The 18,681-nt window shown below is 69.0% G+C and carries 8 protein-coding genes; 5 read left to right on the top strand and 3 right to left on the bottom strand.

Features of this window, described 5'->3' with window-relative positions; all coding sequences use genetic code 11:
* Window positions 1-18 precede the first annotated feature (18 nt).
* The 3 genes from HLK59_RS11675 to HLK59_RS11665 are packed head-to-tail and all read right to left on the bottom strand — an operon-like array spanning window position 19 to window position 3,424.
* Complete coding sequence (locus tag HLK59_RS11675; RefSeq protein WP_171141285.1) at window positions 19-1,509, bottom strand: hypothetical protein; 1,491 nt, start codon at window positions 1,507-1,509, stop codon at window positions 19-21.
* Complete coding sequence (locus HLK59_RS11670) at window positions 1,506-2,909, bottom strand: AAA family ATPase (protein ID WP_171141284.1); 1,404 nt, start codon at window positions 2,907-2,909, stop codon at window positions 1,506-1,508. Before HLK59_RS11670 ends, HLK59_RS11675 begins: the two co-directional genes overlap by 4 nt.
* On the bottom strand, window positions 2,906-3,424 hold the full coding sequence (locus HLK59_RS11665) for a hypothetical protein (protein ID WP_171141283.1): 519 nt from the start codon (window positions 3,422-3,424) through the stop codon (window positions 2,906-2,908). The genes HLK59_RS11670 and HLK59_RS11665 overlap by 4 nt, the downstream gene beginning before the upstream one ends.
* Window positions 3,425-3,586: 162 nt before the next feature.
* Here HLK59_RS11665 and pglX point away from each other — a divergent pair, with 162 nt between their 5' ends.
* The 5 genes from pglX (at window position 3,587) to HLK59_RS11640 (ending at window position 18,101) form a co-directional block, all read left to right on the top strand.
* Window positions 3,587-7,348, top strand: coding sequence for a BREX-2 system adenine-specific DNA-methyltransferase PglX (pglX, locus tag HLK59_RS11660; protein WP_346779707.1), 3,762 nt, complete (start codon window positions 3,587-3,589; stop codon window positions 7,346-7,348).
* Window positions 7,349-7,835: 487 nt separating this feature from the next.
* Window positions 7,836-11,798, top strand: coding sequence for a PglY protein (locus HLK59_RS11655; protein WP_171141282.1), 3,963 nt, complete (start codon window positions 7,836-7,838; stop codon window positions 11,796-11,798).
* Complete coding sequence (gene pglZ / locus HLK59_RS11650; RefSeq protein WP_171141281.1) at window positions 11,798-14,641, top strand: BREX-2 system phosphatase PglZ; 2,844 nt, start codon at window positions 11,798-11,800, stop codon at window positions 14,639-14,641. Before HLK59_RS11655 ends, pglZ begins: the two co-directional genes overlap by 1 nt.
* Window positions 14,638-15,969, top strand: coding sequence for a BREX system ATP-binding protein BrxD (gene brxD / locus HLK59_RS11645; protein ID WP_171141280.1), 1,332 nt, complete (start codon window positions 14,638-14,640; stop codon window positions 15,967-15,969). Before pglZ ends, brxD begins: the two co-directional genes overlap by 4 nt.
* The gene (locus HLK59_RS11640) at window positions 15,966-18,101 is read left to right on the top strand and encodes a DEAD/DEAH box helicase (RefSeq protein WP_171141279.1); all 2,136 of its coding nucleotides are present in this window, start codon (window positions 15,966-15,968) and stop codon (window positions 18,099-18,101) included. The genes brxD and HLK59_RS11640 overlap by 4 nt, the downstream gene beginning before the upstream one ends.
* The last annotated feature ends 580 nt before the right edge of the window (window positions 18,102-18,681 follow it).

Raw genomic sequence — 18,681 nt, 5'->3', positions numbered from 1 at the left:
CCGACGCTGGTCGGCGGCTCACGACTTGCGCGGAACCCCGCCCTTGCGGCCGATGTTGAACGCCAGCCGGTATACGTCGGGCAGGTCCAGGGCGCCACTGGCGCGTTCGGTGAGTACGCCGAGGGCCACGAGTTCCTCTATTAGCGCGAAGGGGTCACCGGGGTCACGGGGGCCGCTGCCGCCTTCGGGTTCTTCCTCGTCCTCGGACCCTTCGCCGCCTCCGTCGGCCTCGGCCATGTCCCGCAGGATGTCGGTGAGACCACCCCGCTCCCACAGAAACCGGACCTGGGACGGCTCCATGGGCACCTGTACGCCCTCGAACTGTTCGATCGCGGTGGCGGCCCAACCGATGTCGTCCCTCAGTTCCGCCACCCGCAGATTCGAAGCGGCGTGCAGGCTGTCTCGGATCGCCTCGTAGTGCAGCGGCTGCGGGTGCCCGGCATGCTGTTCGGCCGTCAGGGTCGCGGCGGTGCGCAGGGCGAGCAGCCAGGTTCTCGGGCTCACCCGCCCTTTGCCGTCCTGGAGATGGTTGGGCACCCAGGTGAACGTGTGGCCCTTGCGCCGGTCGGTTCCCATGTAGGGCCCGGCCAGTGTGATGAAGACCTGCTCCTGGCGCTTCTCGTCGGCGATGACGTCGACCGGGGCGATGAACCGTCCCTCGCCTTCAGGCTGCCACTTGCCGTGCTGCTCGCGGAACTTCTCCGCCTCCGGGCTCTGGTGGTTGCCCAGCTGGTGGAAGAGCAGCCCGTACAGGTTCTCCCGGCTCCACTCCAGGTCGGTAGCGTTCGCCCCCAGCTTCGAGGCGTCCGGGAATGTCCTAGGCGCGCTGTCGTACATGTCGGGGCGTACGAAGATCTTGGCGCGCAGTGCTCCCGTGGTCAGCCGCAGCTCCAGCGCGACCTGGAACAGCGCCGACACCAGCAGGTCGGCGGTCCTGCGGTCTCGGTGCAGGTGGTCCAGGGCGTCGAAGAGCAGCACGCGCGTCTCGCCGCTGTCCCGGGCCTCCCGGTCCGCCTTGCTGAGCGCGTCGTCGTACGCGTCCTCGTTCTCCTTGGCCCACCGGATGCGGTCGGCCCAGTCGGGGATGCTCGCGATCTCCGGTACGCCGAGCGCCATCATCACGACCGAGTGCCAGAAGAGCTCGAAGACCTCGGGGTCGGCTCCCTCCCCCAGCAGCCGGGCGATCTTGCGCTTGCCGGGATACGGGGTTCCGGTGTTGCCCCCCGTAGTGAACCCCGTGGTGACCCGGACCCGCCGCAGCCGCGGCATCATGTACGACCTCGCGGCCACCTCCCGCAGATCGGGGTCGGTCAACGCCTTCGCCCAGTACGTCTTGCCCGTGCCGCGCGCCCCGCGGACCACGGTCACGTCCGGGTCGAGGGCGAGGCGGTGACTGGACGGGGTGAACAGCCGCCGCAGGTCGGGACCCTCCGTGTCCGCGTCGAGCGCGACACCGAGGGCCCTGGTGATCAGGGTGCGGTACTCGTCGGTGGTCGGGACGGCGGTCATGAGGACTCCGGGGCGGGGTGTAGGTCTGGCAGCAGACGCTCCACCGTAGTCGTGAACGTCCGGTACGCGGCCTCGACGAACGGTAGCTCGGGCCAGTCGCGGCTGCGGAGGGGGTCGAGGCCGACCAGGTCGTTGCCGAACAGGATGGGGATGGGGGAGTGCGGGGCGTCGTCGTCCTCCAGAGGAGGGTGGTACGGCTCCTCGTCCTCGTCCCCACTGTCGGTGGCGTCCGTGTCGAGCTGGTCGTAGAGCGTCGAGGCGAACAGCTGCTGGGCGCGGTCACGCAGGGCGGGCAGCCGCTTCGCGTCCCCGGCGGAGTGGAACATGGCCGCCACGATCCGCAGCCGCTCACGCAACTCCCGGGCCAGAGCGGGGCGATGCTGCCACTGGGCGAACAGCATCCGGTATCCCTCCCAGGTGGAGGGGTTGTCCACGGCGAACAGCAGCGCGAGCCCGCTGAGATGTGTCAGGGTGACCGCCGCGATGTCGTGCATACCGGCCCTGCTGTCGAGTAGGACGACGTCGGGTGGTCGCGACAGCTCCGTCACCTGGTCCTCGCAGGCGGCAATCGCCTGCTCCAGCCGCAGGGAGAAGGGGCGTTCGCCGTCACCGGGGCTGAGCCCGGCGAGGTCGCTGTAGATGCGGTTCAGCTTGGCGAGATAGTCGTACGACTCTCCCGCCAGCGGGGAGCCACCTGCGGGCGCGAGCCAGACTTCCCCGTTGCCCTCCTTGAAGCGCAACGCGGTGCTGCGCGCCACCAGCTCCAGCCCCTCGGCGTTCCCGACCCCGGCCTCTATCAGGTGGTCGACGATGCCGTGGCGGGGGATACCGGCGGGGTCCTCCAGCAGGTTCGAGATGCCCGGTGACTCCAGGTCGAGGTCGACCACGAGTACGCAGCGGCCCTGTCCGGCCAGGTGCCGGGCGAGGACGGCGGTGGCAGTGGTGCGTCCGACGCCGCCCTTGAAGCCGTACATCGCCACCCGCCGGTCCCGGCGCCCGGCGGTCCCAGTGGAGGGCGAAGGTGCGGTTCGGGCCCAGTCGGTGCCGATGACGGTCCGTTCCAGCGCGTGGACACTGCCGGTGCCGGAGCCCTGCGGGGGGCTGATCTCGACGCGGTCGTCGGCGTCGAAGTACAGCTCGGGCGCGAACAACTTGTCGCCGTACAGGAGCGGTTCGAGTCCGTTGAACGGCTTCGTGGCGGCCGTGAACGTGTCCCGAAGCGCCACCACTCGCGTGTCGTCGTGCGTGAGGGGGTTTCCCCGGTCATCGATGATGAGACAGGCCCGGCCCAGCACGTCCCGGGTCACGACGACATCCATGCTGAACTGCGCGGCGGCCTGCCGGGCGTGGTCGAGGGCGGCCTGCCAGGCGGTGTCGAACCGCACGGGGGTACGGCTCATGCGCGGGTCCTCGTTCCCAGGATGCCGGCCTGCTCATGGGCGGCGATGAGGTCGTACGCGGCCTTCAGGTGCCGCTCGAGGATGGTGTCGGTGATCGCGGTGCCGTCGCAGTAGCGGTCTCCGACGTCCCAGTCGGCGAATGGATTCTCCCAGATGAGCTGTGTGAACAGCGCACCCGACCCGCCGCCTCGGCGGCGGTGGGCGACGGCGGTGAGGTGTTCCCAGAGCTCGGGGAGGTGGCCGTGCTTGTTCGTCCATTGCGGCGTCCTCCGAGAGCGGTCCAGGTACTTCACCTCTGGATGCTCTGGCATGTTCCGCGCGTTGAGCCGGGAGCCCAGGAAGTCGATCAGAATGGCCTTGACGGCACACTCAGCCGCCAGCCCGGCCAGATGGTCGGCAGATATCCGCAGGTCCTTCTCGGAGGCCAGCGTGGCCGCGCGATAGTGGTTCCTGCTCGCCGCCGCGAAGGCGGGCGGCTGTGCCGCGGTGGCTGCGGAGGATGTCGAGGCCGTCACGACGATCACTTTAACGAGCTGGCCAAGGGAGTGGCGGGGGCTTTTCCCAGATCGCGACGGCCCTGAGCCCTCGTGCGGGGGCGCGGGTGCGGCAGGATGGGAGGTCCGGTCCGCGGGGACGCGGTGGGGTGCTGACGCGGTGCATGGAGAAGGAAGCGAAGAGTGACGGTGACGACTGAGGGTGCCGAGCGTGCTCAGGGCGTGGACAAGGTGGCCCTGCTCAAGGACCTGAAGAAGCTGGTCGTCAAGCTGGAGGACGACCTGCGAGCCCGCAGCGAGTCCGAGGAGGAGTTCCGCACCGGCCTGGACCGCGAGTGGCGTGAGGCTAAAGAGGCCCAGCGTACCGCCCTCTCATATCCCGCCTGGCGCGACGAGCGCGTGACTCAGGCGGCGGTGGCGTGGGTGCTCGGCTGCGTCTTCGTCCGCTTCTGCGAGGACAACGGCTTGATCGACAAGCTGTTCCTCGCTGGCCCCGGCGAACGCCTGGCTGAGGCGGAGGCGAGGCACGAGGCGCACTTCCGCACCTACCCGCACCACAACAATCGCGACTGGCTCATCACGGCGTTCCGCCACCTGGCGAGTACTAACGAGACGGCCGCTGGCCTCTTCGACGAGGCACGCAACCCGCTCTGGAGCCTCACCCCCGGCTACGAAGCGGCCACGGAACTCCTGACGTTCTGGCGCCGCTGGGGCGCGGACGGCGAGATCCGTTACGACTTCACCGACCCTGAGTGGGACACGCATTTCCTCGGCGACCTCTACCAGGACCTCAGCGAGCACGCCCGCAAGACGTACGCGCTGCTCCAAACCCCCAAGTTTGTCGAGGAGTTCATTCTTGACCTGACCCTGGAACCGGCGATCGCCGACGATGGGGAGGGCTTCGGCCTGAACCCCGTCTGGACCGGCCCCGACGGCAGGGAGCGTCGCGGCCTGCGCACCATCGACCCGGCGTGCGGCTCCGGTCACTTCCTGCTCGGTATCTTCGACCGCTTGCTCGACAAGTGGCGGCGTGCGGAACCCGGCACGGACAACTGGACATTGGTCCGGCGGGTTCTGGAGTCGGTGCACGGTTGCGACAAGAACCCCTTCGCGGTGAGCATCGCCCGCTTCCGGCTCCTGGTCGCCGCGATGCGCGCAGCGGGCGCCGAGCGGCTGGCGGACGTACGGCCGTTCCCGATCAACGTGGCTGTCGGTGACTCGTTGCTGCACGGCCGCGACGCGGCGGGTATCCAGACCGACCTGGACACGCTGTTCGCGGAGGCGGTCGTGGGACGCGAGGAGGGGGCTTATGCGTATACCACGGAGGATGTGTGGGAGTACGCGAAGAAGGTGGACCTGCTGGGGCGGGGGTCGTATCACGTGGTGGTGGGAAATCCGCCGTATATCACGGTGAAGGACAAGCAGGAGAAGGAGAACTACAAGAAGGGTTACGACGCGTGTGTGGGCCTCTTCGCGTTGTCAGTGCCTTTCGCCCAGCGCATGTTCGAGCTTGCGGTGAAGGGGCCGGGCGGCAGACAGGGCGGTGGAGGATTCGTCGGCCAGATTACGGCCAACTCGTTTATGAAGCGCGAGTTCGGTCGCAATCTGATTGAGGTTGTATTTCGGAACAGGGTGGAGCTTTCGCACGTCATCGACACCTCGGGTGCCTATATTCCAGGACACGGAACTCCCACAGTCATTCTGGTAGGGCGCAACCGGGTTCCCAGTGATAGCCGAACCATTCGGGCGGTGTTGGGGGTGCGGGGGGAGCCTGATCAGCCCAAGATCGCTGCCGAGGGGCGAGTCTGGAAGGAGATCGTCAGCCGCGTCGGTTCGCCGGGGAGTGAGTCGGAGTGGGTCTCGGTAGCGGACTACGGTCGTGATCGCTTCGCCGGGGCACCCTGGTCGTTGAGCGGGGGCGGTGCCTCGGAGGTGTTCGGCCAGCTTACAGCTGCGGGAGCGGAGCTGCTTGGCGCACGTGTGAAGCTGATTGGGCGTACGACTCACACAGGTGCGGACGAGGCGTACTTCGCCCCGCCCGGTAGCTGGGCTAGGCACGCAGTACCACAGAGCCGCGTGGTGCCCTTGGTGGAGGGTAACGTCATTCGGGACTGGGGCCTGGAACCTGAGACCGAGGCGTTGTTTCCTTACGGTCAGGACCTGTCCCCAGACCTATCTGATGCCGCGATTCAGCGGGTGTTGTGGGCGCAACGCAGCATGCTCAGGCTACGGCGGGAGCCTGGCGGCACCCACGAGGAGATCGGGCTTACCTGGTACGAATGGAGTCGGTGGCATCCGGAACGCTACTCAGTGCCGCTGGGAATCGCGTTCGCGTTCGTGTCAACGCACAACCACTTCGTGTTGGACCGAGGTGGGAAGGTGTTCAACCGTTCCGCTCCAGTGATCAAGCTGCCGGTGGGGTCTGAGGAAGATGAGCACATGGAGTTGTTGGGGGCGCTCAATTCTTCGACGGCCTGCTTTTGGTTGAAGCAGGTCAGTCAGGACAAGGGGAATCGGGGAGGGGAGCGCTCGACTGGAAGGTACGCGTGGGAGAGCTTCTACGAGTTCACCGGAACCAAGCTGCAAGAGTTCCCCCTCCCAGCCAAGCTTCCGCTCCACCTCGGCCGCGTCCTCGATGCCCTGGCACAGGAGCTCGCTGCTTTGGAACCGTCGGTTGTAGCCGTTGACGGCGTACCCACGCGGCGAACGCTCGATACCGCCAAGGCCGAACAGGCCAAGGTCCACCGACGCATGATCGCCCAGCAAGAGGAGTTGGACTGGCAGGTCTATGGTCTGTACGGGCTACTCAGCGACGCCGAGATCGCCCGAACCGTGACGCCTTCGAGTCGCCTCGCCGACATTCCCGAAGTCAAGCTAGGTGAACGGGCGTTCGAGGTGGCGATCGCATCACGAGCAATGGAAGACGAGGCTGTGAGCGAGTGGTTCCGACGCCACGACTCGAATCCCGTCACTGAGATTCCCGCCCGTTGGCCGGACTGGTATCAGAAGATCGTCCAAGCCCGCATCGATCTCATTAGTAACCGCAAGGACATTGCCCTCATCGAGCGCCCGGAGTGCAAGAGGCGCTGGGCCGCTGACTCGTGGGAGAAGAAGGAACGAACCGCGCTGCGGAACTGGCTACTGGACCGCTGCGAGGACAAGGAGTTGTGGTTCGAGGTACATGACGGTCTGCGCCGCCCCCGGACGCTATCCGTCAACAACCTTGCCGACAGGCTCGGTTCAGACCACGACTTCGTCTCCGTCGCGGCCCTCTACGCCGCCGATCACCTGAAGAAGCCGGACCTCCCCCTCGCGCAGATTCTTAGTGAGGTTATCGCCGACGAACATGTGCCCTACCTCGCTGCAATGCGCTACAAGGACTCGGGCCTGCGTACCCGCCAGGAGTGGGAGAAGGTCTGGGAGAAGCAGCGTGAGGAGGACCGTACCGGCCAGCGGCTCAATATTGATCCGCCGACGAAGTTCAAACCTGCGGACTTCCTCAAGCAGTCTTTCTGGACTCACCGAGGCAAACTCGACGTACCCAAGGAACGGTTCATCTCCTACCCGGAGGCAGGCCCGGACAGTGACTCCACGCTGATGCTTGGCTGGGCCGGCTGGGACCACAAGGATCAGGCGGTGGCCATCACACAGCTCATCGAGGCGCGTGTCAGGAATGACGCCTGGGGCGCTGACCGTCTCGTTCCGATGCTCGCGGGACTGCGTGAGGTCATGCCGTGGGTGCACCAGTGGTACAGCGCGCCCGACGACGAGTGGGAGGGCGGCTCACCGGCGGAGGAACTGGAGGCGGAGTTCCGGCGCATGCTGCGGACGCACGCCGTGGGCGAGGCGCAGATGAAGGACTGGCGTCCGGTGCGGAAGGCGCGCGGTCGGAAGGCGGCGCAGCCCAATGAGCAGATTGAACAGCCCGTGTTGGACGACGAGTAGAGCGGTGTAAGGGGAGAGAGGTCTCGCTCTCCCCTGAGCTGCCTGCAGCGGGATCAACAGGGTCATCGTTGGATCGCGCCCGGCGAGCTTCGCACTACGCCTCCTTCACATCCTGCCGCGCTGGTACACGTCGAAGTGTCTGACACACACCCCGTCCTGCTGGTGTAGTCCGCCGCGGTCATGTCACGGAGCCCGCAGCCATGGGCCGGAGCCTGCCCTTGCTCGGCGCCCAGTCCTCCCGCTGGCGCACCGGCGACCGCGCCAGACTGGGCGGCGGTGGACCTCCAGACGGGGCCGCTGCCAGGTGCCCCGGGTAGTCACACCGGGCGATCCATCCCAGTCCCGTCACCCACCGTGATCCCCTGCCATGAAACCCGTTGCGATCTCCTCTCCCGCCGTCGGACCCACCTGGCAAGATGGACCGTGCGCCGCACCGAGGGGGGCGCTGTCCGGCCGGCCGCCAGCACAGTGAGGGATTGATCACCTGATGTCGACCACAGAGCTGTTCCTCCGCGATGTCATCGACATCAAGGAGGACGTCCACGCGGGCGATTTCAAGGTTGATCTCTCCCAGGGCTTCCACGAGGCCGACGAGCGAGTGGCGGAGTACGTCGTCACCGAGCAGTTGCAGAGGGCGTTCCGTGCGGCGCTCGGCCTCGTCGCGAAGGCCGTACGCACTGGCGACTCGCACGCCGCTTACCTGCACGGTTCGTTCGGCGCCGGTAAGAGCCACTTCCTGACCGTGCTGCATGCCGTGCTGAACGGCCATGAGGGGGCCCTGAACAAGCGGGGGCTGAAGGAGGCCGTCGCCGAGCACGGCGACTGGCTGGGCCGCAAGCGGTTCCTGATGGTCCCCTACCACCTCGTCGGGTCGACCGACCTCGACTCGGCGCTGCTCGGCGGCTACGTGCACACCGTGCGGGAGCTGCACCCGGACGAGTCGACCCCTGCCGTCTACCGGGCGGACGCGCTGCTCGCCGACGCGGACCGGCAGCGGACGTTCCTCGGTGACGACGACAAGTTCCGGCAGTGGCTCGGGGCCGGCGCGGACGCGACCGCGTCTAACGGAGGCGGGGCGTCCGGAGCGGACGACGAGGACGATCTGCCGGGCATCGACGGCAGCGCGGACCTGTCCGGCGCGGGCGGTTGGAGCACCGCCGAACTAGACCGCGCCTTCGCCGCGCCGCCCGGCAGCGAGGACCGCGAGCGGCTGGTGTCGGCGCTGCTGACCGGGCCCATGGCCGCCTACACCCAGGCCGCCCGCGGCGACGCCCGCTCCTTCATCCCGTTGGAGAACGGCCTCAAGGTCATCTCCCGGCACGCCCAGTCGCTCGGCTACGACGGCGTCGTCCTCTTCCTCGACGAGCTGATCCTGTGGCTCCAGGCGCACATGGGCGACCAGGACTTCGTCCGCGACCAGGTGCAGCGGCTGGTCAAGCTGATCGAGTCCGCAGACAGCGGCCGGCCCGTGCCGATCGTGTCCTTCGTCTCCCGCCAGCGTGACCTGTCCCAGCTGATCGGCTCCGACGTGGCGGGCGCGGACGTACAGAACCTGGAGCAGCAGGTCGACTACCTCGCCGGCCGGATCGACGTCGTGGAGCTGGAGGACAGCAACCTCGTCGAGATCATCAAGCACCGAGTGCTCGCTCCCCGTCCGGGCATGGAGCAGGCACGTGACGACGCGTTCAAGATCGTGGAGTCGTCGCGGGACGAGGTGCGGCAGGTGCTGCTCGACGCGCAGGGGCGCACCGAGGCCGACTGGGACGACTTCCGCACCCTGTACCCGCTCTCGCCGGCCCTGCTCAACGTGCTGGTCGACCTCTCCGGGGCTCTCCAGCGCGAGCGGACCGGTCTCAAGCTCGTGCAGGAGCTGCTGCGTCGGCGGCGCGACGACCTGCGGCTCGGCCAGCTCGTCCCGATAGGCGACCTGTGGGATGTCATCGCCGCGCGGACCGGTGAGGCGTTCACCGCGAAGCTCCGCAAGGAGTCGGAGATCGCCCACCGTTTCCACGGCCGCGTCCGCGACCACCTGCTGACCAAGTACGGCTCCGAGGACGACAAGCGCTTCCAGACCGACGACCGGCTGGTGAAGACGCTGCTGCTGGCCTCGCTCGCGCCCAACGTGCCCGCCCTGACCCGGCTTACCGGCGGTCGGCTCGCCGCGCTGAACCACGGGACCATCAGGACCCGGGTGGGGGACGCTGGGAGCATCGCCGTCCAGCGCCTTCAGGAGCTTCAGGCCGAGGGGTTCGACGGCGAGTTGCGCAGCGAGGGCGAATCCGCCGACCCGGTCTTCCATCTTCACCTGTCCGACCTGGACGTGGAGCCGCTGCTGGAAGAGGTGCAGGGCGTCGCCGACCAGGACGGCTACCGCCGTCAGTGGATCAAGGACCAGCTGTGGGCGGCGCTCGGCATCTCCGACGCCCAGGCGTTCGTCTGCGAGCGGACGGTCGTTTGGCGTGGCACCAAGCGCACCGTCGAGTTCGTCTTCGGCAACGTACGCGATCCGCACCTGCCCGACGCAGAGTTCGCGCCGCAGAGCGAGGGCAACATCCGGTTCGTCTTCGACTACCCCTTCGACGACCACGGCCGCTCACCGATGGACGACGTACAGCGGGTGGAGCGGATGAAGCGGGCCGGGAGGACGGCACCGACGATCGTCTGGCTGCCGCACTTCCTGTCCGAGCAGAAGGCCCGCAACCTCGGCCGCCTGCTGAAGATCAACTATCTGCTGGAGCGCGACCGGCTCGACGACCACACGGCGACCCGTCCCGCCGAGGAACGCGTCCAGATCCGCAACCAGCTCAAGGCGTCCCGCGACAGCCTGACCAGCCAGCTCACAGAGGCACTGCTCCAGCTCTACGGCATCGCCCGCACCGAGCCCGGGACCGCCGGCGCGGAGGTGCCCGAGGGGCATCACCTGATCTCGCTCCAGCCGGGCTTCACCCGTACCAGACCCGAACCGGCGGTCGGCTTCGAGGAGAACCTCTTCCTGCTCGCCGACGGGCTCCTCGGCGCCCTGCACCCCAAGCACCCCGACTTCGACCCGCGGCTCACCCGCAAAGCCATCACCACGCGAGAGCTGAAGACCACGCTCGAATGGATCACGAGGGCGATGGAGGATGGCTCCCGGCGCGTCGTGGTCGACAGCCAGCAGATCCCGATGGTCCGCAAGATCGTGCACGCCCTCGGCCTGGGCGAGGTCCACGACGGGCCGCTGAACGTCACCACCGACTGGCGCCTGCGCATCAACAAGAAGGCGGCGGAAACCCCGGACGCCGGTCCGGACCTGTCCGTCGACGACATCCGTCGCTGGATCGAGGACCTCGGCTACACCGGCCTGGACCGCCATGTCAGCAACCTGATCATCGCCACGTATGCCCTGCTCGACGACCGTACGTGGGTCTACCAGATCTCGCCCCTGCCCAAGGCCCCGGAGCTGGAACGGATCGCCTCCGGATACGGGCTGCGGGCGGTCGAGTTGCCCACTGAGGACGAGTTCCACACCGCGCTCGGCCGCGCCGGGACCATCTTCGGCAAGACCGTCTCGCGGGTCCTGTTCGCCCGCAATGTCGCCCGGCTCGCCGAAGGCGTGCGCGCGGTCGCGGAGGAACACCGCGTGGCCCTCGGCGAGACACGCACCCTGCTGACGGAGAACGCCGCTCACCTCGGACTGACCGGACCGGACGGCGCCGACGCGCCCCGCATGAAGTCCACCAAGGCCGCGGCCGATCTCGTCGCCCGGCTGCTGCGCACCACCGAACCGGCCCCGTTCGTGCGGGAGCTGGCCGCCGCCGCGTATGACGTGACGGACGAGGAGATCGCCGCGGCCCTCCGGTACGCTCCGGAGGTCGCCGCCGCGCTGCGCCGCACCGAGTGGTCCCTGCTGGCGGAGACCGTACGCGACCTCACCGGACGCGAGGACAGCGTCGGCGAACGGGCGGCCCGGTTCCGCGACGAGGTGCACCGCACCGCCCGTGAGCACGAGCAGGCCGTTTCGCTCGTGCCCGTTCTGGACCGGCTCCCCGACACCGTCATGGCGCTGATGCGGGAAGCCACCCGTCTCACTCAGGGAGCGCAGCCCGCCCAGCCGACCGCTCCGCCGGTCACGCCCCAGCCGACCGCCGAGGACATCCGCTTCCCCCCCCCCGGTGGTCCCCCTGCCCCCGCGACGCCCACCACCCCCACGCAGCCTTCCGCGTCGGAGCCCGACGACACCACCCGGAACGGGGGCGACGCGCAGAACGCCCGCCCGCGTGCCGTCCACCTCATCGAGCCCACCCATCTGGAGACGTCGCTGGCCAGCACGGTCGCCGAGCTCGGCACGGAGATCCGCGCCTATATCGCGGCCCATCCCGGCACCCGTATCAAGGTCTCCTGGCACCCAGTCACCGAGTCCGAGGGCTCGAACGGACCCGCCACGGAACCGGGCGACGGGGACACCGACTGATGCCCCCGGCCCTGCCCCGGGTGGGCCGCCGTACCGTCGAGGCCCTGCTCGCCGCGAACGCCGAGGCGCTGCGCGAGCGCACCCTCGTGCTCGTCCACGGTCAGTACGCGCCCGGCGCCCCGATGCGGTTCACCGTCACCCTGCACGGCGAGGCGCGCCGCGTCCAGGTACGGGACGAAGCCTCCGTCCTCGGTGTCCTCACCGCCCTGCACGAGCACCGGAGCACGGCCTCTGCCTCCGCCTCCTCTGCCGACGTACTAGTGGTCACGACGGGCGTCGACGACGAGCAGCTCGGCTGGGACGTGCGCGGCAGGGCCGTACGGCGCAAGACCCTGACCGTCGAGAACGCCGAGGTCGTCCTCCAGCGTTTTGGCGCCACTGCCTTGGACCCGCGCATGTACCGCGAGCGATGGCTTCTGGACGCCCTTGTCGAAGCCGAGCCCGCTGACAGCGGCTGGCCCCGGGTCGGCGGTGTGCTGACCCGGGACGCGGCACTACGCGCGCTGACCGTCGAACGGCTCGGGCTGCGCACGGCGGGCGGCTCCAGCGGCCAGGACGGGCAGGCAACGCTCGACGCCGACACACTCCTCGCCTGGTCGCGCACTCCCGCCGGCCCCCGGCGGTTCGCCGAACTGGGCGCCACCGAGCGGACCGAGCTGAAGAAGTGGCTTGCGGAAGTCGCCGGGCCCGCCGTCCCCGTTCTCCTGTCCCTCGCCGAGACCGGGCTCGGGCACGATGCCCTGGCGCTCGGCCTGCTCGGCGCGGTACTGCGGGACCCGTCCGTCGAACCCGACACGGTACTCGCGCTCGGCGGCCTGTTCGGGCAGGTCATGCCCCGCCGGTCGGAACTCGCCGCGTTCACCGACGCCGTGGAGGGAACCCTCACCCGCTGGATCGCCGACGCCCGGACCAGTGAGGACGCCCGTCGGAGGGTCGTCGCCGTACTCGAACGGGCCGACGAACTGGCCGACACGGCCGGCCTCACCCCGGGGCTCGCCGCAAGCCGCTTCCTCCCGTCCAGCTTCACGGCACAGCTCCGCAGGACCGTCGCGGACGCCCGCGTCTCCCCGGCTGCGGGCGAGGCCGCGCTGGACGACCTGCTCGGACACAGCCTGGCCGCCCTGCGCCCGGACCACATCCAGGCCGCCGAGACGGCCGTGCGGGTCGCACGCTGGCTCAGCGGCCCCGAACCCACCGTCCCCACCGTGGCCGCCGGGGTACGAGCCCATGTCTCCGACTGGGGCTGGGCCGACCGCGCGCTCACCGTGTTGTGGGCGGGCGACCCCGACGGTGACCTGGAAACCGGCCGTGACCTGAACGCCCTGTACGAGCAGGCACGCGATCGCAGACAGCGCCTCGACAAACAGTTCGCCGCGCGGCTCGCCGCCTGGGCCGTACACGCCACCGCCGAGCACCCCGAGGGCTGCCTCGTCATCGAGAACGTGCTGGACACCGTCGTACGCCCGTTGGCGGGCCGGACCGCACCGCTCTTCCTCGTCCTCGACGGCATGAGCAGTGCCGTAGCCGCCCAGCTCGGCGAGGAAGCCGAACGCGACGGCTGGCGCGAGATCGTGCCCCGCCCGGAGACGGGAGAGGCCCCGGCACGCTTCGCGGCCGTTTCCATGCTGCCCTCGATCACCAGGGTCAGCCGCGCATCGCTGCTGGCCGGCGAGGCGACCGAAGGAGGCCAGTCCGCCGAGACCGCGGGCTTCAACGCCCTGTGGAAGCGGCGACGCAAGGCGGCAGTCCTCTTCCACAAGGCCGCCATCGGTGGCGAAGCGGGCCACGCCCTCTCCCACGAACTTCTGATCACGCTCGCCTCGGACGCGGTGGTGGGCGTGGTCCTCAACACCATCGACGACGCCCTGGACAACGGCCGGCAGGGCCGCGGCACCACCTGGTCTCTCACCGATGTCACCCATCTGCGCGAACTGCTTGCCGCCGCCCGCAGCTACGGCCGTCCCGTCGTCATCGTCTCCGACCACGGACACGTCCTGGAGCGCGGCAGCCGCGACGACACCCCGACGGTCGAGGCCGACGGTGCGGAGGCGGCCCGCTGGCGCACCGGTGGCTCGGCGGGCGAGGGGGAGGTCGCCGTCCACGGCCGGCGCGTGCGGGAAGGTTCGGGGGCGGTGATCCTGCCGTGGCGTGAGGACATCCGCTACACCGGACGTCGAGCCGGGTATCACGGTGGCGCGTCGCTGGCCGAGGTCACCGTCCCGGTACTCGTCCTGCTCCCGGCCGGGGAGGAGGCCCCGAAGGACTGGGTACCGCTGCCGCGCGAGCTGTCGACGCCGGGATGGTGGCGGACACCTGCTGCCGGTGCCGCTGCGGCCTCTGCTGCCGTGGCGACCGGCCAGGCGCTACCTGTCGCCCACGAGCGGCCCGCGCAACCGGCGTCGCACTCGCAGGACGCACTTGCCACCGAGGCGCGGCCGTCCACAGGACCGGAGGCCGGCCGCCGGGCCGCCGGGTCGCTGGGAGCGACGGTGGTTACCAGCGAGGTGTACTCGGCACAGAAGGAGTACGTCCGCAAGGCGCCCGAGGCGAACGTGGTGTCCGCGGTCATCGACGCACTCGTCAGCGCGGGCGGGACCATGTCCCCGGCCGCGCTCGCCGCGGCGATCTCCGCGACCGGACGGGTCCGCCGCAACATCGAGGGGTTCATCGCGACGGTGCAACGGCTGCTCAACGTCGAGGGCTACCCCGTCCTGGGGTTCATCGACGGTGGGCACGCCGTGAAACTCGACGTGCCCCTCCTGCGCGAGCAGTTCCTGCCGAAGCAGAAGGACGGGGAGAACGGAGACATGGCCGAGGGCGGGAAGCAGGAGGAGACGGCATGACCGACTCCGCCTCCGTGAGCGCGGTCCGCCGCCGCGAGGTCATCGACGCCCTGCGCCGTGGCACCGTCCCGCAGTCCGGCCTCGACCTGTTCGCGGTGGGACTGGACCGGTTCGAAGCCGCCCTGGACGACGATCTGGCCACCGTCACGCGCGGTGGCGCGGCCTTCCACGCTGTGCGTGGCGACTACGGCTCCGGCAAGACCTTCTTCGCCCGGTGGCTGGCCGAGCGGGCCAAGCGCGCTGGACTCGCCACCTCGGAAGTGCAGATCTCCGAAACCGAGACGCCGCTGCACCGGCTGGAGACCGTCTACCGCAGGCTCACTGAACGCCTCGCCACCGGGACTCACCAGCCCAGCGCGTTGCGCGCCGTTGTCGACTCGTGGTTCTACACCCTGGAGGAGGAGGTCCTCGACGGCTCGGAGATCGACGAGGACGACGAGGAAGCCCTCGCCGCGGCCGTGGACGCCCTGATGGAGCGTCGGCTCGCCGACGTCGCCCGCACCACACCCGCGTTCGCCGCCGCCCTGCGCGGCTATCGTCAGGCCGTCGTAGCCGGGGACGGCGCGACCGCGGAAGCCCTGATCGCCTGGCTCGGCGGCCAGAAGTCCGTGGCCGCCTCCGCACGCCGGGCCGCCGGTGTGCGCGGAGACCTGGACCACTTCGCCGCGCTCGGGTTCCTCCAGGGACTGCTGACCGTGCTGCGCGACTGTGGTCATCCCGGACTGCTCCTCGTGCTCGACGAGACGGAGACCCTGCAACGCGTCCGTGGTGACGTCCGGGAGAAGGGGCTCAACGCGCTGCGCCAGCTCCTGGACGAGATCGACGCCGGACGCTTCCCCGGACTCTTCCTCGTCATCACGGGAACCCCCGCGTTCTACGACGGGCAGCAAGGCGTCCAGCGGCTCCCGCCCCTGGCCCAGAGGCTTGCCACCGACTTCACGACCGACGCCCGCTTCGATTCACCCAGGGCTGTCCAGCTGCGACTGCCCGGCTTCGACCTGCCGCGCCTGGTTGAACTCGGCCGGAAGACGCGCGACCTCTACCGGGGAGCGGCACACCATCCCGACCGGGTCGCCGCGCGGGTCGACGACGCCTACGTCAGTGAATTGGCCACCGCCGTCACCGGAGGACTGGGTGGCAATGTCGGGATCGCCCCCCGGGTCTTTCTCCGCAAGCTCGTCGCCGACGTCCTCGACCGCGTCGACGAGTTCGCGGACTTCGACCCGCGTGAGCACTACCAGCTCACCGTCTCGTCCGGTGAACTCACCGACATCGAACGCAACGCAGCCGCTGACCGGGCGGACGCCGTCGAGCTGGAACTGCCATGAGCGCAGCTGACGCCCTGGAACCGGCGCTCGTCCACCACATCGTGAACACCCTGGGCTGGAAGGGACTGCGCCCGCTCCAGGAGGCCGCTGTCGCGCCGCTGACCGCGGGTGAGGACGCCCTGCTGCTGGCACCGACGGCGGGCGGGAAGACGGAAGCAGCCTGTTTCCCGCTGCTGTCCCGGATGCACGCCCAGGGCTGGTCCGGCACGTCGGTGCTGTACGTGTGCCCGCTCAAGGCACTGCTGAACAACCTGCTGCCGCGGCTGGAGACGTACACCGCTTGGCTCGGCCGGACGGCGGCTCTCTGGCACGGTGACACACCGGCCGGTACCAGACGGCGCATCCTTGCGGCCAGGCCCGACGTACTGCTCACCACTCCCGAGTCGCTGGAAGCCATGCTGGTCAGCGTCAACGTCGACCACGCCTCCTTCTTCTCCGGGCTGCGCACCGTGGTGGTCGACGAGGTCCACGCCTTCGCCGCCGACGACCGCGGCTGGCACCTGCTGGCAGTTATGGAACGCCTCCAACGAGTCGTGGGCCGCTCCGTACAGCGCGTCGGCCTCTCCGCGACCGTGGGCAACCCCGAAGGATTGCTCACCTGGCTCCAGGGTTCGGGTGCCGGAAAACGCCCCGGCCGCGTGGTAGCGCCTCACCTGACCGAGGCGCAGCCCGCGCAGCAAACCGCGCCGACCTCCGTGCCGCCCGGTGACATCCAGCTCGACTACGTCGGCTCGCTCGACAACGCGGCCACGGTCATCAGTGCCCTCCACCGAGGCGAGAAGCGTCTTGTCTTCTGCGAGTCACGACGTCTCGTCGAAGAACTGGGCGCCAAACTGCGCGCCAAGGGCGTGACCACCTTCCTGTCGCACGCCTCACTGTCCCTCGATGAACGCAGACGCGCGGAGACTGCCTTCGCCGAAGCACGCGACTGCGTCATCATCTCCACAAGCACCTTGGAACTGGGCATCGACGTCGGAGACCTCGACCGGGTCATCCAGATCGACGCGCCCGCTTCCGTCGCCTCCTTCCTCCAACGCTTGGGGCGCACCGGGCGCCGCGCGGGAACAACCCGCAACTGCCTCTTCCTCGCCCTCGACCAAGGTGGGCTCCTGGCCGCCGCGGGACTGCTTCTGCAATGGTCGCGAGGCTGGGTGGAACCGGTGACCGCACCGCCTGAGCCACGGCACATCGTCGCCCAGCAGTTGCTCGCCCTCTGCCTTCAGGAACACCGTGTCGGAGACCGGCTCTGGCAGGAGTGGTGGAACGGCCTGGGACCGTTCGGCGGGTCGGCGGAACCGATCGTCCGGCATCTGGTCGAGCAGGGATACCTGGACCAGGACGGCGGCATGCTGTTCATCGGTCCCGAAGCCGAACGACGCTTCGGCCACCGCCACTTCATGAACCTCACCGCCGTCTTCACCGCACCCCCGCAGTTCACTGTCCTCCAGGGCCGCACCGAGATCGGCCGTACCGATCCCGCCCTGCTCACCGAGCAGGTCATCGGCCCCCGCCGCCTCCTTCTCGCTGGCCGAAACTGGCAGGTCACCTACATCGACTGGCGACGTAAGCGCTGCTTCGTCGAACCGGTCGACGGCGGAGGCAAGGCGAAGTGGAGCGGCACGGGATTCGGCCAGGGCGCCTCCTTCGAGATCACCCGAGCCGTGCGCGAGGTACTGCTGGGGGCGGATCCGCCCGTTGCCCTGACCCAACGCGCCATCACTTCACTCAAGGAGGCACGCGACGTCTTCCTGGAGAAGGTACACCCGGGCGGCACGCTGATCGTGCGGGGGGACGGAGGACAACTGCGTTGGTGGACCTGGGCAGGCCACCGGGCGAACGCCACTCTGTCCGCCACGCTGGAGGGGGTAGCGGTGCCGGCCCAGCGGATCAATGATCACTGGATCCGTCTACGGGAAAACCTCACCCCACCAGTGTGGAAAGAAGCCCTGAGCGATGCCCCCGATCGACTCTGCCTTCCCGCTGCCGACGAACGAGCGGTGCGGGGGTTGAAGTTCGGGGACGCGCTGCCGCCGCGCCTGGCGGAGGCGACGCTGTCGGCCCGGCTGGCCGACTTGGAGACCGCCGCAGCTGTTCTCATTGAACCTGTGCGTTTCGTCTACACCGGTGCGTAGGACATGAGCTGGTCGGGCAGGGACCGGTCGCGGGCGGTGTCGCTGTTGTCAGTGGCGTCCGGTATCAATCGATCTGGAGCCGATCACTGGCCGATATGAGGTTCGATCTCATGAATGGGCCCAACACGCTTTCCAAATGTTCGTCCGGGGGGTCGGGGATGCTCGGGGGTGTCCTGACCTGCCGTGGAGTGGGTAGTGGCGGAGGTTTCGGACGCTGCTGAACGGAGGCGAATGCAACCAGAACTGCAACCAGAGATACTTGTGTTTTCCCTGGTCAGCGATGGTTCCATGGTGGCGTCAGGGCCGCATGGGCGACGAGCTCTCGCACCGGGATCAGATGGCGTCTTCGTCACCGTTCAGGTGTTGCATCGCATAGGGGAACTCGTCCGGGTGCCGCGCCATTCGTGCCATCACCCAGGCGGTGTGGGCATCCATGCCCGGCCCGAAATCAGCTGCCAGGCGGCGGGCCAGCCACGTCGTTCGAGGCGCGAGTACCCAGCGCCAGAACTGGAGCCGTAAGCGGCCGGTGCGGGTGGCAGCCCTTCCTCCTGGTCTGGGGTCACTCTGCAGAGAAGGGCCA

Origin of the sequence: Streptomyces sp. S3(2020), from assembly GCF_013044505.1 — a bacterium.
Classification (GTDB): domain Bacteria; phylum Actinomycetota; class Actinomycetes; order Streptomycetales; family Streptomycetaceae; genus Streptomyces.
Note: the sequence above shows the minus strand (reverse complement) of the source record. Positions and strands in the feature narration are given on the sequence as shown.

Bases quoted from the DNA above. Each gene is read 5' to 3' on its own strand.
- HLK59_RS11675 (WP_171141285.1), bottom strand. From the start codon at position 1,509: ATGACCGCCGTCCCGACCACCGACGAGTACCGCACCCTGATCACCAGG.
- HLK59_RS11670 (WP_171141284.1), bottom strand. From the start codon at position 2,909: ATGAGCCGTACCCCCGTGCGGTTCGACACCGCCTGGCAGGCCGCCCTC.
- HLK59_RS11655 (WP_171141282.1), top strand. From the start codon at position 7,836: ATGTCGACCACAGAGCTGTTCCTCCGCGATGTCATCGACATCAAGGAG.
- pglZ (WP_171141281.1), top strand. From the start codon at position 11,798: ATGCCCCCGGCCCTGCCCCGGGTGGGCCGCCGTACCGTCGAGGCCCTG.
- brxD (WP_171141280.1), top strand. From the start codon at position 14,638: ATGACCGACTCCGCCTCCGTGAGCGCGGTCCGCCGCCGCGAGGTCATC.
- HLK59_RS11640 (WP_171141279.1), top strand. From the start codon at position 15,966: ATGAGCGCAGCTGACGCCCTGGAACCGGCGCTCGTCCACCACATCGTG.